Annotated in this window: 11 protein-coding genes; all 11 read left to right on the plus strand. The window is 46.1% G+C overall.

Annotated elements, in window-relative coordinates:
* Positions 1-1,413 (plus strand): hypothetical protein, encoded by a 1,413-nt coding sequence (locus tag ACQYWX_RS11305; protein ID WP_431688839.1) that lies wholly within the window; start codon positions 1-3, stop codon positions 1,411-1,413.
* A gap of 4 nt (positions 1,414-1,417) precedes the next feature.
* Positions 1,418-2,515, plus strand: a complete 1,098-nt coding sequence (locus tag ACQYWX_RS11310; RefSeq protein WP_431688840.1) for a glycosyltransferase family 4 protein — start codon at positions 1,418-1,420, stop codon at positions 2,513-2,515.
* A complete protein-coding gene (locus tag ACQYWX_RS11315) occupies positions 2,505-3,437 on the plus strand; it encodes a glycosyltransferase family 2 protein (RefSeq protein ID WP_431688841.1) in 933 nt (310 codons plus the stop codon). Before ACQYWX_RS11310 ends, ACQYWX_RS11315 begins: the two co-directional genes overlap by 11 nt.
* Complete coding sequence (locus tag ACQYWX_RS11320) at positions 3,430-4,164, plus strand: class I SAM-dependent methyltransferase (protein ID WP_431688842.1); 735 nt, start codon at positions 3,430-3,432, stop codon at positions 4,162-4,164. The genes ACQYWX_RS11315 and ACQYWX_RS11320 overlap by 8 nt, the downstream gene beginning before the upstream one ends.
* A gap of 150 nt (positions 4,165-4,314) precedes the next feature.
* The gene (locus ACQYWX_RS11325) at positions 4,315-5,448 is read left to right on the plus strand and encodes a glycosyltransferase family 4 protein (protein ID WP_431688843.1); all 1,134 of its coding nucleotides are present in this window, start codon (positions 4,315-4,317) and stop codon (positions 5,446-5,448) included.
* Between the two features lie 128 nt (positions 5,449-5,576).
* Positions 5,577-7,490, plus strand: coding sequence for an asparagine synthase (glutamine-hydrolyzing) (gene asnB, locus ACQYWX_RS11330; protein WP_431688844.1), 1,914 nt, complete (start codon positions 5,577-5,579; stop codon positions 7,488-7,490).
* A 59-nt stretch (positions 7,491-7,549) separates the two neighbouring features.
* A complete protein-coding gene (gene asnB, locus ACQYWX_RS11335; RefSeq protein WP_431688845.1) occupies positions 7,550-9,547 on the plus strand; it encodes an asparagine synthase (glutamine-hydrolyzing) in 1,998 nt (665 codons plus the stop codon).
* Between the two features lie 12 nt (positions 9,548-9,559).
* The gene (locus ACQYWX_RS11340; protein ID WP_431688846.1) at positions 9,560-10,666 is read left to right on the plus strand and encodes a glycosyltransferase family 4 protein; all 1,107 of its coding nucleotides are present in this window, start codon (positions 9,560-9,562) and stop codon (positions 10,664-10,666) included.
* 410 nt (positions 10,667-11,076) lie between these two features.
* Entirely contained in the window at positions 11,077-12,132 is a 1,056-nt protein-coding gene (locus ACQYWX_RS11345) for an MraY family glycosyltransferase (RefSeq protein ID WP_216735784.1), read from the plus strand.
* A gap of 112 nt (positions 12,133-12,244) precedes the next feature.
* Positions 12,245-13,165, plus strand: coding sequence for an NAD-dependent epimerase/dehydratase family protein (locus tag ACQYWX_RS11350; RefSeq protein ID WP_431688847.1), 921 nt, complete (start codon positions 12,245-12,247; stop codon positions 13,163-13,165).
* A gap of 221 nt (positions 13,166-13,386) precedes the next feature.
* A complete protein-coding gene (locus tag ACQYWX_RS11355) occupies positions 13,387-14,316 on the plus strand; it encodes a ketoacyl-ACP synthase III (RefSeq protein ID WP_431688848.1) in 930 nt (309 codons plus the stop codon).
* Positions 14,317-14,523 lie beyond the last annotated feature (207 nt).

Here is a 14,523-nt window from a genome sequence, read left to right on the forward strand (position 1 = left end):
ATGCTTTTAGCCTTTCTCATAGTCTCTTGTGCTTTGGTTGTTGGGCTTTGGCTATACGATACTTATCGTCTGGGTGTCTCCAAATCCTGCTTGAATCATTTTTGGTTTTTCTCGCTGTTATGGATAATATATTTTCCATTTAGAGGGGTTTTGATTGACCAGGGAATAATTTCTCTCCAAGTTAGCAGGGATTGGCGTGAGTCAGAGCTTATTATTTCGCTATTAGTGGCATTCTTGTTTTGGGTTTCTGCATTTTTCGGCTATTTGTCATTAACGGGCAGCAACCAGCATTTTATAGCGAAGAGAGAGGTGGCGGTAAAGTATCCAGGGATTAAGGTGTTGGTGTTAGTTTCTCTGGCCTGGGTTTTCCTTTTTGGTCGAGTTATACAAGACGGTGTTTTTGTCCCATTTCAAGGTAACGAGCAAAACGAGATGAGGACAGGGGGAGGGCATGTATTCCTATTTTCAGAACTCTATTTGAACGCGTTTTTCTCCTATGTATGCATTATTTGGATTTATAAAAGGAGGCCTGCTAAAGATAATGTTTTTTGGATTGTCGTTGTGGCTGTATTGATTACATCTCTTGTTATGACAGTTGCGCTGGCTTCCAGGCGTATTATATCAATGACAATATTTGTTTTGGCGGTGTGCTATATTTTAAGGAGGCGGCGCGGAGTGGCGTTGGCGCCAGCTTTGATACTTTCTTCCATATTTATGGCGCCGCTTCTGCAGACTTTGAGATATACTGATCCGTACTTATTTTTATCTGAAGATATATCTGTCAGCAAGATAATTCTCAGTGCATTTGTGATGAGAAATTTTCTTACTTCTTTATCTTCCTCTTTTGAAGGTATCGACCACTTAGCTGCGTTTTTGGAGAAGGCTGATTTTAATCAGATTGTATTTGGAGTTGATGGCGGTGTGGCTTGGGTTTTCAACTTTTTTTTAGGGGCTGTTCCCAGGGCGTTGTGGACAAGTAAACCTGAAATATATGGAAGCATATCTGAACAGAAGTTTCTTTATCCTTGGATGTATGAAAACGGATCAGCTACAACAACTTTGCCATCAAGCTTTGTTGTTGATTTCATGTTTGGGATGGGTTTTTTTATAGGTATTTTCTTTGCCTTCTTTTTGGGAAGACTGTTTAAAATTCTCTATTTTAAATTATGGTCTAATGATGAAAATTATGCCGGAAAATCAATTTCCATATTTGTTTTGGCAAATATTTTTAATATAGTTAGAAGTGGAACTGGATTTACTCAGCCGTTAATTATATTTTTGATCTCATCGGCAATTATATTAGGCCCGCGCCGTATATATGAAGAGGTTAAGGAAATGGTTGAGATCATGCTAGGGTTAAAATGCTGTAAAGTTGAGGGTGGTGTAAAGGATTTGGCTTTGAATTCTGGTTAATATTATGAGTGCAATATATTTCTATCCCCATGGCTACTTTAGAGACCGTCAACTTGATACGGTTAGGAATTGGCCAGGAGAAGTCGCTAACCCAGATGTTGGCAAACAGATGGGAAAGCAAGTCGCCTCTAAAAAGTCTATTGCTGGCGCTGGTATAAAATCTTGGGTTAATAGAGTGCCATTGATTAACTTTAAGGTCAGGCCCAAGGGGCTTGATGATCATACTGTTGTCTATGTATGGGGGGCTTTAGTCCTATCTGGAAAGTTTATTGTAGATTTAGATAACCCTTATAGCCTTACTGGCTACAATATTAGAGCTTTCGGGTTATATAAGCCTATATTGAGGAAAATATTGCTTTCTGAGCGCTGTGTTCAGATAAGATGTATGAGCCGCGCTTGCCTAGAAAACTTACGGCTTACTTTGGGGGATGATGTGGCTGATAAAGCAGTTGTATCATATCCCTATATGCCTGTGGTTAGAGAGACGAATGTAACTCATCTTGCTAGAGGGGGAGGAGTTAAGAGATTTCTTTATATATCTACTCAGTTCGATATAAAAGGTGGGCGGGCGCTAATAAACGCATTTATAAATGCCTATAGATCATCTCCCAATATTTCTTTGGATATGATAACTCATCTTCCTGATAAATATAAAGATTTGGTTGCTAGTTGCCCTGCTATCCATTTTCACCCTGCAGAATATAGCCGGCGCGAAATAGCAGAAAAATTTATGAGCCATTGTGACGTTTTGATTCATCCAACCTACGTGGACTCATTTGGGATGGTGGTATTGGAGGCGATGTCATACGGAATGGCGCTAATTGCCACTGATGTGTACGCCATATCAGAAATGGTCAGGAATGAAGAGAACGGGGTTTTACTGCGGCCACCTATTTCGATATGGGATAAATACCTCCCATCTCCGTACTACTATCAACTTGGAAATATAAAGTCATTGATAGAAAGAGCGGATGATAGTGTTTTCTCTCGAGAATTGGAGAAAGCGATTGTCCATGTTGCTGAAGACGAAGAGCGTTTAAAGCGGTACAGGAAGAACAGCCTGGAGATTTTTTTGAGGGAGTTTGGCCGTCATGCTGCTTAGCGTTATTGTGCCTGCATTTAATGCCAGTGCGACTATAAGCGCGACTTTAAAAAGTATTAGCGCTTCCCTGGTAGATATCGCCTTCGAAGTGGAAGTAGTGGTGGTGGATGATGGAAGCGACGACGGTGATTCACTTGTGATCGCCATCAAGGACTATCCTTTTGTGCGCTTGGTCGTGCATGAGTCTAATAAGGGGATGTGCGCCGCTCGTAACACAGGAATCAAGGCCAGCCGAGGCGATTTTGTTACGATCCTGGATGCGGATGATGAGTTTGTCGAAGGTTGGCCTGAGCGATTGCAGTCAATCATTTCTGAATGGCCGGAAGATTGCCAATTGTGCTACAGCGCATGTGTAAATTCTAACGGCGCCCCTACTGTCTCAGAGCCAGCTTATCGTGGCAGATTGACCTACGAGGATCTTTTGAATGAAAGGCATTCAGGAGAATATTTGCCTGTTTTTCGTGGAAATTTTGTAAGAACTCAACTATATCAAGACTTAGGGTTGCGAAAGTCTTGTGGGATCGTTAGTTACCTCTATTTCGCAAAAGAATGCGACTTTTGGATTACCCCCATCATTTTAAGGATATATCACGATCAAAGGCAGGGCTCTGTTTCCAGTGGTTGGTTAACGGAAAAGAAAGCCAGAGAGACGGCCCTTTGTTATGAAAAGCTCTTTCAAGAATTCAGCGCTGAGTATCGACGGTACGCTCCCAGAGTTTATCACACCAAAATGTTGCGCTACGCCGTATACCGAAAAGTCGGCAACTTGTCAGGAATATGGCGTCCCTGGCTGCAGGGCTTTTCCATGCGCGCTATACCCGAGTTTCTAGCTACGGCTTTTATTCTTGTTATGGGAGAGGGGGTAATGCGCCCTCTTATAATGTTCGCACGTAGAATCGGAGTACTGAGAAAATATGGATAATACACTGGACGACTCTGAATTTTATGAAGATTTTTGGCGTGACGCAGGCTATCAGTATGCGTATGCGATGGATTCGGCGGTTAGAGATCGCTTTCCTGCAATCGAGAAAGTCTGGGGAGGGCTGCGTCGGCCGCATCGGGTCCTGGATTTCGGGTGCGGCAATGGCGTTCTGTCATACTGGATGTATCAGAATAGCTTTGCTTATAAGGTGCTCGGTGTAGACGTCAGTAGAACTGGAGTTCGTAATGCACATCGGGAATTTGCTCAACCGGGGTTGGACTACAGGGTTATTTCCTCTCCGATGAATGTCAGGCAGTTGGGCGCATTTGATGCGGTTGTTTCTTCCCATGTGCTTGAGCATATTCCAGATGTTGATGAAGCGCTGGCGTCATTGAAGGGGGTCGCCAAGTGGTATGTATTTGAAGTGCCACTTGAAGACTGCCTGTTTCAGACACTGAAATGGTCTCTTTTAAACAAACCAAGGTATGAAAACTCACTTGGACATGTACAGTTTTGGACGCGAGAAAGCTTCCGTAACTTGCTTGCAAGTCATGGATATGTGGTTATACGTGACTATATCTATGCTTCAGCTCCATTTTCGCCATATAACAATAAGTGGGTCAGGATGGCTGAAAAGCTCCTTCTGCGGTCTGCAGGATTAAATATATACTCTAAAATAATGGCTACGCATTATATTGTGTTGGCGAGTGAAAGCCCTTGGCAGTAATTTGCTTAATGGATCGTTATGTGATTTGTTAGCAGTATATTTTTATAGTTGGTGTTTAAAGGGGGCTCGTTTTTGAAGGTGAAAAGGTGAGCTTGATATATGAGTGGTCTGGAAAGTTGATAGTAAGGATATTAAAGGCGAGACCTACCGGTGAAAGTTCTAATTCTATTTACCAGCAGTGAGTTAGGTGGGGCGGAACGCAGCCTTACTAAAATGGCGAGGGCGGCGACCTATTCCACTCCAAATGTTGAATATTTCATAGGGGCGTTGGATGGCGATGGCGCATGGTCTGAATGGGCTCATGGAATAGGTATGACTCCATTTCTGTTTGGAAAGCGCCAGCGAAGGCATGGACGCTTTGGGATGTTGGCCATTCTTAACGCAATAAGATTTGTTCGAGAGCGAAATATCAATATTGTTTATGTCATCGGCTTTCGGTCAGCAGTTCTCCTCAGAATGCTGCGATGGTGCATGCCTTGTGTGAAATTGGTTCAAGGTATTAGGTGGAACCCAGATTCAACAAGCAGGCTAGATGTCTGGTTTAGGCGAATAGAGAAGTACGCGCACAGGATGATTGATGGATACGTCACCAATTCAACAGCCGCTTATCGTACGTTGCAGCAACTCGGTATTCCTTCTAGCAAACTTGCTACGGCCTACAATGGCTTGGACGCCATTCCATTCAGTTTGGACGTGACAGCCAAGCCTTCACTTGTAGTTATTACAGTTGCGAATCTCAATTACCGAAAAGGTTATGAGCCTTATCTGCATGCTATTTCGAAAGTTGTGAATGTAATTCCTGACGTCAAGTTTATTTTCTTGGGAAGAGACGATTTGGGAGGAATTATACAAAGTAAGATTCAGTCAATGGATTTGACGAAGTGGGTTACTTACGCCGGATTTCAACAGGATGTAAGCCCTTTTCTCAAGGCCTCATCTTTGATGGTTTTGCCCTCTTTGTACTGTGAAGGGTGCCCTACATCCATAATGGAAGCCATGAGTTTTGGTTTGCCAATTGTGGCCTATGCAATCGATGGCATTCCTGAGTTGGTGGAGTCTGGAAAAGAAGGACTTTTAGTTGAGCAAGTCGGTAATGTTGATTTTTTGGCGGACTCTATAGTGGCTGTCTTAGGGAATGCGGAATTGAGGGAGCGACTGTCTGTCGCCGCTAGATCCAAAGCAGAAACCACTTTCTCAATCACGAATTGTTGTAAATCTCATGAACAATACTGGAACAGACTGATCTATCGGACTGCGCAACTGGCCGCATACAACGGAAAGTAGTGGGCGACCAATGAATTAAAGGCTTAAGCGGCGCAGCCTATAGCGCGGCGATAAGATGGAAGCTTCTACTTATGTGTGGAGTTTTAGGTTGGATTGGCGCTCGACTAAATGTACAGCATGCAAATCAAATGCTGGATCAGTTAACGCATAGAGGGCCGGATGATCGTGGAGATTGGTTTTATCCAGATCATAACGTTTGGCTTGGGCACAGGCGCCTCTCTATTTTGGACTTGAGCAGTGCGGGAAGGCAGCCCATGTGCAGTGAAAATGGGCGCTGGACGCTGACATTCAATGGGGAAATATATAACTTTCAACAGCTCAGGCGACAGCTTATAGAGGCGGGTTGCCAGTTTAAAGGAAGCTCGGATACAGAAGTTCTATTAAGAAGCATAGAGCGCCGCGGTGTTTTTGATACGTTGAGGCGATTGGTCGGAATGTTCGCTTTCGCCGTCTACGATGTTCATGACAGGAAGCTCTATTTGGCGCGAGACCGAATGGGGGTGAAACCTCTTTACTATTCTGTTGATAGCGACGAAATCGCTTTTTCCTCAGAACTGGGACCTTTGAAGTGTTTGCCCTGGTTTGACGCTGAGCTGAATGGCGATGCGATGCACGCCTATTTTCGGTATCTAACTGTTCCCGCTCCAATCTCTATCTTTAAGTCGATACGTAAAGTAAAGCCTGGTGTTTTGATTGAGTGGTCGCAAACTTCCGGCGTTAAAGAGTCCGCATACTGGTCAATTAAAGAGACCGTTCGCAATGGGGTGTTAGCGCGCAAGGAGAAAGGAGGGCTTGATATCAAGGCGGTTGCGGACGAGATGGAGTCCATTCTCAGTGAGTCGATCTCCCTTAGAATGATTTCAGATGTGCCTCTAGGTGTTTTCTTATCCGGCGGTGTGGATTCCTCTCTGGTTGCCGCGATGATGCGCAAGCTTTCAAATGGCTCTATTTCTTCTTTTTCTATTGGCTTTGAAGAGCCGTCGCATGACGAGTCGGCATATGCGCGGGACGTGGCGCGGAGCCTGAAACTTGATCATCATGAGGCTATTTTAACTGAGCGCGATGCGATTGACTTGGTTCCTGAAATCGCCGGCGCTCAAGATGAGCCTTTTGCCGATAACAGCATTATTCCTACCTATCTGCTAAGTAAATTCACGCGTGAGAAAGTCACGGTTGCACTGTCTGGCGACGGAGGCGATGAGCTTTTCGCAGGCTATCCCAGGTATTTTTGGGGCGACCGAATAAGCGCGCTGAGAAAAGCGCTGACCCCGGTGGGGGCGAGGGCTATCGGTGGGCTATTAAAATCAGCGCCTGCGACATTTTGGGACAGTTTTGTCCATCGTTTAACGCGTGGGCGATATACCGGTAGCGAGGGACTGGCCTATCGAGTGGGCAGATTCGTTGACTACCTGTCTACTTCGGAGAGTGATGCATACAGAAAAATAATATCTGTATGGGACTCGCCAGGGGCGCTTTTAGGCATGAGAGAGCTGTATGACTGGGGGCCCTCGATAGATCATTACCAGGGAATTCCATGGTCGGAACAGATGATGGCCTGTGACCAGGAACATTATCTGCCCAACGATATCCTCATGAAAGTGGACTGGGCGTCTATGCGGTGCTCACTAGAAGCAAGAGAGCCGCTGCTTGACCATCGTTTGGTTGAGTGGGCTTGGACATTGCCCTTTCAGTATAAAAAGGCGGACGGCGTTGATCAGGGTAAGCGGGTGATGAGAGAGCTGTTGTACCGCTATGTGCCGTCAAAATTGATTGAGCGTCCAAAGAAAGGGTTTGGGTTGCCTATGGATCGATGGTTAAGAGGCGCGCTGAGAGATTGGGCGGAGTCCCTGCTGACGAAAACAGCATTGGAGCGCTCTTGTTTAGTGAATTTCGAATTGGTGGCGAATATGTGGCGTCGCCATCTCCGCGGTGAAAATTTCTCTTCACAATTGTGGACAATACTTGTGTTCAGAAGCTGGGAAGAAAGGGGCTTACTGAGCCGTAGAAAAGAAGTAGTTGTACCACCAGTAGCGCTTGTTTGATCAAGTAGCCCGGAATACCCGTAATTATAAATTTAAAAAATCGCTCAAGGGGGTGTTTGGTGTGTGGCATAGCTGGCTTTTGGGACGCAGGAGCGACAACTAAAAATCCAGAAAGCGTACTGCGTAGTATGGCGAACGCTATACGCCATCGTGGCCCTGATGATTTTGGCTTGTGGCATGATCCTGTTGCTGGTCTTGGATTCGCGCACCAAAGATTGTCTATTCAGGACTTATCTGAATTAGGCCATCAGCCGATGAAATCACCAAGCGGGCGCTACACAATTATTTTTAATGGTGAAGTTTATAACTTCCTTTCATTGCGAGCTGAATTGGAGAGTTCAGGGTATAAATTTTATGGCCATTCTGATACTGAAGTTATCCTTGCATTATTTGAGCAGAAGGGGGTCAAGGAAGCATTAAAAGCAATGGTGGGAATGTTTGCTATTGCGTTATGGGATAACTTCGAGAAAAAGTTGTATCTGATGCGCGATCGATTTGGTGAAAAGCCCTTGTACTATGGAGTGAGTCAAGGCGTTTTATTATTTTCCTCCGAGTTAAAAGCTATTCGGGCGCACCCTTGCTTTAATAACGATATAGATAAAGATGTCCTGTCGACCTATTTGAGGTTCAATTATGTGCCTACGCCTTATTGTATCTATAAAGGGTTTAGGAAAGCAGTTCCGGGAACGTATATCGTCTTTAAAGGAGATAATTTTCTTGAGCCTGAGTGTATCAACTACTGGTCTGTGGTGGACGACGCTAATTCACCTCGAGACTCATTTTCAGGCGACGATCATCGCGCCATAGAGAAGCTGGAGCAGGTGTTGCTGGATACTATTAGCGACAAGATGATAGCGGATGTGCCTCTTGGCGCATTTCTCTCTGGCGGCGTTGACTCCTCAACGATTGTTGCGTTGATGCAGAAGCAAAGCTCCAGAAAGGTCAGGACATTTTCTATCGGCTTTCATGAGGATGAATATAACGAAGCGCAATTTGCGAAAGAAGTGGCGTCGTATCTGAATACCGAGCATACGGAGCTCTATGTTACTCCCGAGATGGCGCAGTCGATTATCCCCGAACTACCTTTAATATATGATGAGCCGTTTGCTGATGTATCGCAGATACCCACATATATTGTTTCGCAGTTGGCTCGCCAGCATGTAACTGTTGCTCTCTCTGGCGATGGGGGCGACGAGCTTTTTGGCGGATATACCCGATATTCCTGGGCGACGAGCATTTGGCGAGCAATGCGAAATATTCCGTTGCCGGCTCGGTTGGCTGCCCAGTCTTTAATTAGTGGTGTATCTGTTGAGCGTTGGAATAGTATCGCTGACGCGTTAAGTCCATTGACGCCAGCGCGGTTCAAACAATCGCATCCTGGCGATAAACTGCACAAGCTTGCAGGCGTTCTTGGCTCTAAAAATCATTTTGATGTTTATCACTATCTCGTATCTCAATGCAAAAAGCCGGACTCTCTGGTAGCGGGAGGCTGTGAACTTTCTACGGTGCTGAATGAGTCTAGTGTTTGGGGGGCGTTGTCGGATTTTAGCGAACAAATGATGTTGATGGATCAGCTTAGTTATCTAAGAGACGACATCTTGACCAAAGTAGATCGTGCCGCAATGGCTGTCAGTTTGGAAACCAGAGTGCCTTTCTTGGATCACCGTGTCACTCAGTTTGCATGGCGTCTTCCGGCGGCGCTTAAAGTGAGGGATGGAAAAGGGAAATGGATTTTACGACAGGTGTTATACAGACATGTGCCCGAACAGCTTATTGAACGCCCAAAAACTGGGTTTGGCGTGCCGATCGCAGAGTGGTTAAGAAAGGATTTGAGGGACTGGGCTGAGTCACTTTTATCTCATGCGGCATTGGCAGCTCCGGGTTGTTGGAATGTTGACGCTGTCAGGGAGAAGTGGAAGGAACATGTGACAGGAAAGCGGAATTGGTGGTATGAAATGTGGGGGGTGCTTATGTTCCAGGCATGGCGCTTTTCAATAGATGACAGTTTCGCCAGCAGTTCCAAGGAATATGGGAGAGAGGTGGAAACCAACGCGTAAAGGAATACGGACATGAATAGAAGAATAATATTTTGCTCTAATACTTCCTGGTACTTATTTAAGTTTAGGCGCTCTACGATAAGTCGGCTGCTGGAGGAAGGAGGGGCGGTTTATTGTTTGGCTCCCCGTGATGACTATTCGAAAATGCTGGTGGATTTGGGCGCTGAGTTTGTTGACATAAGAATGGATGGAAAAAGTGTCAACCCTCTTAAAGAGTTTAGTGTTATTTGTGAACTATACCAGGCGATAAAGCGTATAAGACCCGACTATGTCTTTAACTTTACGCCTAAAATGAATCTGTATAGTGGGCTGGCGTGTAGGAGTATGGGGATTCTCTACTCGAATAATATATCTGGCCTTGGTACTGCATTTATTCATGATTCATTTGTGTATCGAGTGGCAAGAAAACTACTTGGGTTTTCCAATAAAGGGGCGCATAGAGTTTTCTTTCAAAATGAAGACGACAAAAGTCTATTTGAGCGTCTGAATCTCATCCGGCGGCAAAGTGTCGATATTTTGCCGGGGTCTGGCGTAAACACGGATGAATTCTACTTTTCCCCTCTACCTGACGGCCCAATCGTATTCTTGATGATAGCGCGTCTGATTGCAGATAAAGGCGTTCGCGAGTATGTAGCGGCTTCCAAAGTCGTCAGAGAAAAGTATCCAGATGTTAGGTGCTTATTGGTAGGGCCAATGGGAGTCAGCAATAAGACGGCTATCGCAGAGGAAGAGATTGCTGAGTGGGTGCGGAAGGAGTGGGTCGAATACTTGGGATACCAAGAGGATGTCAGGCCGCTAATTAGCTTGGCGCATGTGGTTGTGCTGCCCTCTTATCGAGAAGGTATGCCGCGGGTTGTTCTAGAGGCCGCAAGTATGGGAAGGGCGGCTATAGTAACTGACGCGCCAGGATGCAGGCAGTCGGTAGAGGCCGGTGTAACCGGATTTCACTGCCAGCCTCAGAATGCCTCTGATTTAACGAGAAGAATGCTTGAAGTCATTGAGCTTGAACGAAGCAGTCTCTCTATGATGGGGGCTGCCGCGCGAAGGAGAGTAGAGAAAGCATTTTCTGAGGTCTATGTCATTAATAGGGCGTTAGAGTGCGTTGAATCTGTATGTTGAAGAAAAACCGCTTATGTTGGCCCATGTTAGGGAGCATAGGATGGGCGCTGATGTTTGATGGTCCTAAAACACTCCCCAAGCCTTAAAAAGTTTAAGCAAAAAAATAGAAAGCGTCTAAGCTGAATAATACGATTCCCATCGCTGAGGGCTTGAGCCAGATGGTGTCGTTATAGGAGAAGGTTTTCCCCCTGTCGCCCCAATGGAGGCGTATTGGGGGAGACAAAAGTTCCGGACTGGAGTGTCGACTTGCGCAATGTAAGTTAAGTAGCCGGAAAAGCCCAGTTGTTAAGTAGTACCAGCTCTTTGACGTTCGTGCTTCATGCGCGGTGGCGGACTATTAGCTGTTTTACTCACCTCTGGCTAGACCAGAGCACCATTAACTGGTTTTACTCGAAGAATAAGAAGGGTGTATGGACGCGTTATTTCAGTTGGCTTTCTACAGTTTGGTGTTGGTAGGGACAATTGTACTACACAAAATTTTAATCCCGATGTCGCAGAAGCTGGAACTGGTTGATGTGCCGGGAGGGCGTAAGTCTCATGACGGCAAAGTACCCTTGATAGGCGGCGTCGCCATGTTTTTTGGTTTTTGTGTCAGCGGCGTCATTCTCACTCATGGAAACGAATATTTTCTACTCTTAATTGTCGCCTTAGTCATTATCTTAACTACGGGTATTCTGGACGATTTAAATGAACTGGGCGTAAAGACTCGATTTGCGGCTCAGACCGCAGCGTCTCTCGTTATGATGATTTTTGGCGGTGTCTCTCTACATAGCATGGGTAACCTTGTCGGGCTGGGTGAAATCACACTGGGAGTGATGGCTTTGCCTGTAACGGTGTTCTGTGTAGTTGGCGTCATCAATGCCCTCAACATGGCTGATGGGGTTGATGGCTTGGCGGGTGGAGTCAGTCTTGTCACCTTTATGGGATTTTATGTTCTGAGCTTGTTGGGAGGGGATGGCCTGTTTAAATCAGGCATACTGCTTTTATATATAAGTGTTATTGCAGCCTTTCTATATTTTAATATGCGGGGCCCAGGACAACCGAGGGCTCGGGTGTTCATGGGAGACGCCGGAAGTATGTTTCTTGGCTTTTCGATTGCGTGGTTTTCTATTGACCTGTCGCAGGGAGACCATCAGGTATTGAGGCCTGTCACGGCGTTATGGGTATTCTCAGTTCCTTTGTTCGACACCTGCCGAGTTATGGCGAGAAGAGTTAAATTTAGGCGCTCTCCATTTACAGCTGGCAGAGACCATATCCACCATATTCTTTTGGACCATGGCGTTTCAATCAGTCGAGTTGTCTTTCTCATTGTTGGCGGACACTTTGCGTTGGTCGCATTTGGCGTCGCAGGAGAAGTGGCGGATATTCCTGAATATTTAATGTTTCCATTATTTATCCTGGCGTTTATTGCGTACAGTCTTGCTGTGAACTCGCTTGATAATAAGCGCGTCAATCAGAGTGCTTAGTTGAGAAAAATAGAGTGGCTTGCTATTTGGTCAGCTGTGTCTGGGTGGCTAATAATGTGTAGCGTTGCGAGATATAATAGGAGGAAGTGAAATAGATAACTAAGCATTAGTAATGAAAATCTTAATAACCGGCTGTACGGGGTTTGTTGGCTCCGCATTAGCTGCTGAAGCTGCGTCGCGGGGGTATTTTGTCATTGGTACTTCCCGAAAAGCTGGTCAGTGCTCACCGCCATTTCCTGGTAAAATCGAGTTGTCTCCTGCCTATGAAAGTGAACGTTGGATTGATCTGTTGCGCGAGGTGGATGTTCTTGTTCACTGCGCGGCCCGGGTTCATCAAGTAAAAGACGACGCAATCGATCCATTGGCCGAATTCCGCGCCGCAAACACTGATGCGACTAAAAAACTTGCGCAATGGGCTGTTAAATCCGGCGTTAAGAAATTTATATATTTAAGCACGATCAAAGTTAATGGGGAGGGGACTTCCCCTGGTCAACCGTTTACTTCCTGCGACTCTCCAAATCCCTCATCTCCTTATGCCTTATCCAAGTGGGAGGGGGAGCAGGCCCTGCGTGAAGTTTCTGCTGGGTCCACAATGTCTTTTGACATCATTCGTCCTCCTTTGGTTTATGGCGATGGGGCCAAAGGAAACCTGGCTATATTGGAAAAATTAGCGCGGCTGCGAGCGCCGCTGCCCTTAGCCGGAGTGGAGAATCGTCGTAGTTTGATCAGTCGCGAAAACCTGGTCGACGTTATTTTACGCTGTGCGGAGGCGCCCTCCGTCGCTCCCGGAGCGGGAAATCTTTGGCTGGTTTCCGATGGCTATTCAGTGTCCACCAGTCAGATTTACCTTTCTTTGTGCCGCTCAATGGATATTAATGGACGTGTTTTCAATCTTCCCAAGCCGTTCAAATCGCTCATGTTCTATGTGCTTGATAAGTTGGAGATCAAGGAAAAGCTCTTTGGCAGCTTGGAAGTAGACTGCTCCGCCGCGATGTCCGAGTTAGATTGGCGACCAGCTCCGGGAATACGGTAACTAGGATGCTGATTACGTTAACTGATGCCGCCAGGAAATGAATTGCGGCTGCCTCTTATAGAAAAAGGTCGAATTTATCTTTCCTCGCTAAGCACTTACCTTTTGAGGTAAAGGCGCTGGCGACTCTCAGTTGAATGCCGGTCCCATCAAAGAATTACAAAAAGCCGTGTTTCGGGTGAAGGGCCCCCGAAAATGCGGTTTTGCTATTTAACGGTTTATTTATGATCGGCATCGAGCACATCAGTACGTATTTGCCAGAGGGACGAGTTAACAATCTGGAGCGTCAGGAGCAGTTTAACGTCAACGAGACCTTTCTGACCGAAAAGACCGGGATGCGGTATTTGGCGGTGAAAGGAGAGGGGGAAGAAACCTCTGACATGTGCGTGAAGGCGTTTCGACGTCTGGAAGAAGAGCTTGGTCCGCTTGCCAGCGATATTGAGTGCCTTGTAGTCTGTACGCAAAACCCCGACGCCTACGGCGTTCCTCATACTTCGGCCATCGTGCATGGTAAGCTCGAGTTGCCAGTGCACTGCGCTTGCTTTGATATCTCTCTTGCCTGCTCGGGATATGTTTACAGCATTTCCATTATGAAGGCCTTTATGGACGCCAATGGCTACAAAAAAGGCGTTCTTATCACTGCGGACCCTTATTCGAAAATAATCGATATGTCCGACAAGAATACTTCCCTCCTATTCGGCGATGCAGCTACCGTCACTTTGTTCAGCGATAAGCCAAAGTGGCTGATTGGCAAGTGTGTTTTTGGCACTGACGGTACTCGTAACGCCGCTATTCGCGTCCGTGCGGAAGACCGTAAATTTGAAATGGCTGGCAGAGCGGTACTCGATTTTTGCGCCAACGTCGTTCCTGAAAATATTCACGCCACTCTGGCTCAAAACAATACTGTTTTGGGCGACATCGATAAATTCATCCTCCATCAAGGTAGCAAGTTCATCGTTGATATGGTTATCAAACGCATGAAGCTTGACCCCGCCAAAGTTCCCTTCGAAGCCGCCCAGTACGGCAACACCGTCTCCTCATCCATCCCAATGATCCTGGCTAATGAAAAAGAGGCCCGAAAAGTGGTTGTCTCGGGGTTTGGCGTTGGCTTGTCCTGGGGGAGTTGTGTGTTATCCCGCCTCTGTGGTGATTAATATCCGCCGTTAGTGATGGCTGATTTTTTTGTTACAGATGGATACATTTTGGCGGTGATTATCGTTTCGCCACTTATGTAAGCCCGCATTAAAACCTGTTAAACTTCGCGCCGCTGTTAAAGCCTCCGTGGAAGAAAACCACTCTGTCTAGGCTTTAAAATTAGTCGCGGCTTGCGAGGCGTTTACCGTCTTTGAAATACTCATCGT

The sequence above is a fragment of the Hahella sp. NBU794 genome, from assembly GCF_050749805.1.
GTDB lineage: Bacteria > Pseudomonadota > Gammaproteobacteria > Pseudomonadales > Oleiphilaceae > Hahella.

What these genes read in the sequence shown, in the direction of transcription:
- ACQYWX_RS11305 (WP_431688839.1), top strand. Translation starts at nt 1, where the DNA reads ATGCTTTTAGCCTTTCTCATAGTCTCTTGTGCTTTGGTTGTTGGGCTT.
- ACQYWX_RS11310 (WP_431688840.1), top strand. Translation starts at nt 1,418, where the DNA reads ATGAGTGCAATATATTTCTATCCCCATGGCTACTTTAGAGACCGTCAA.
- ACQYWX_RS11315 (WP_431688841.1), top strand. Translation starts at nt 2,505, where the DNA reads ATGCTGCTTAGCGTTATTGTGCCTGCATTTAATGCCAGTGCGACTATA.
- ACQYWX_RS11320 (WP_431688842.1), top strand. Translation starts at nt 3,430, where the DNA reads ATGGATAATACACTGGACGACTCTGAATTTTATGAAGATTTTTGGCGT.
- asnB (WP_431688844.1), top strand. Translation starts at nt 5,577, where the DNA reads ATGCTGGATCAGTTAACGCATAGAGGGCCGGATGATCGTGGAGATTGG.
- ACQYWX_RS11340 (WP_431688846.1), top strand. Translation starts at nt 9,560, where the DNA reads ATGAATAGAAGAATAATATTTTGCTCTAATACTTCCTGGTACTTATTT.
- ACQYWX_RS11345 (WP_216735784.1), top strand. Translation starts at nt 11,077, where the DNA reads ATGGACGCGTTATTTCAGTTGGCTTTCTACAGTTTGGTGTTGGTAGGG.
- ACQYWX_RS11350 (WP_431688847.1), top strand. Translation starts at nt 12,245, where the DNA reads ATGAAAATCTTAATAACCGGCTGTACGGGGTTTGTTGGCTCCGCATTA.
- ACQYWX_RS11355 (WP_431688848.1), top strand. Translation starts at nt 13,387, where the DNA reads ATGATCGGCATCGAGCACATCAGTACGTATTTGCCAGAGGGACGAGTT.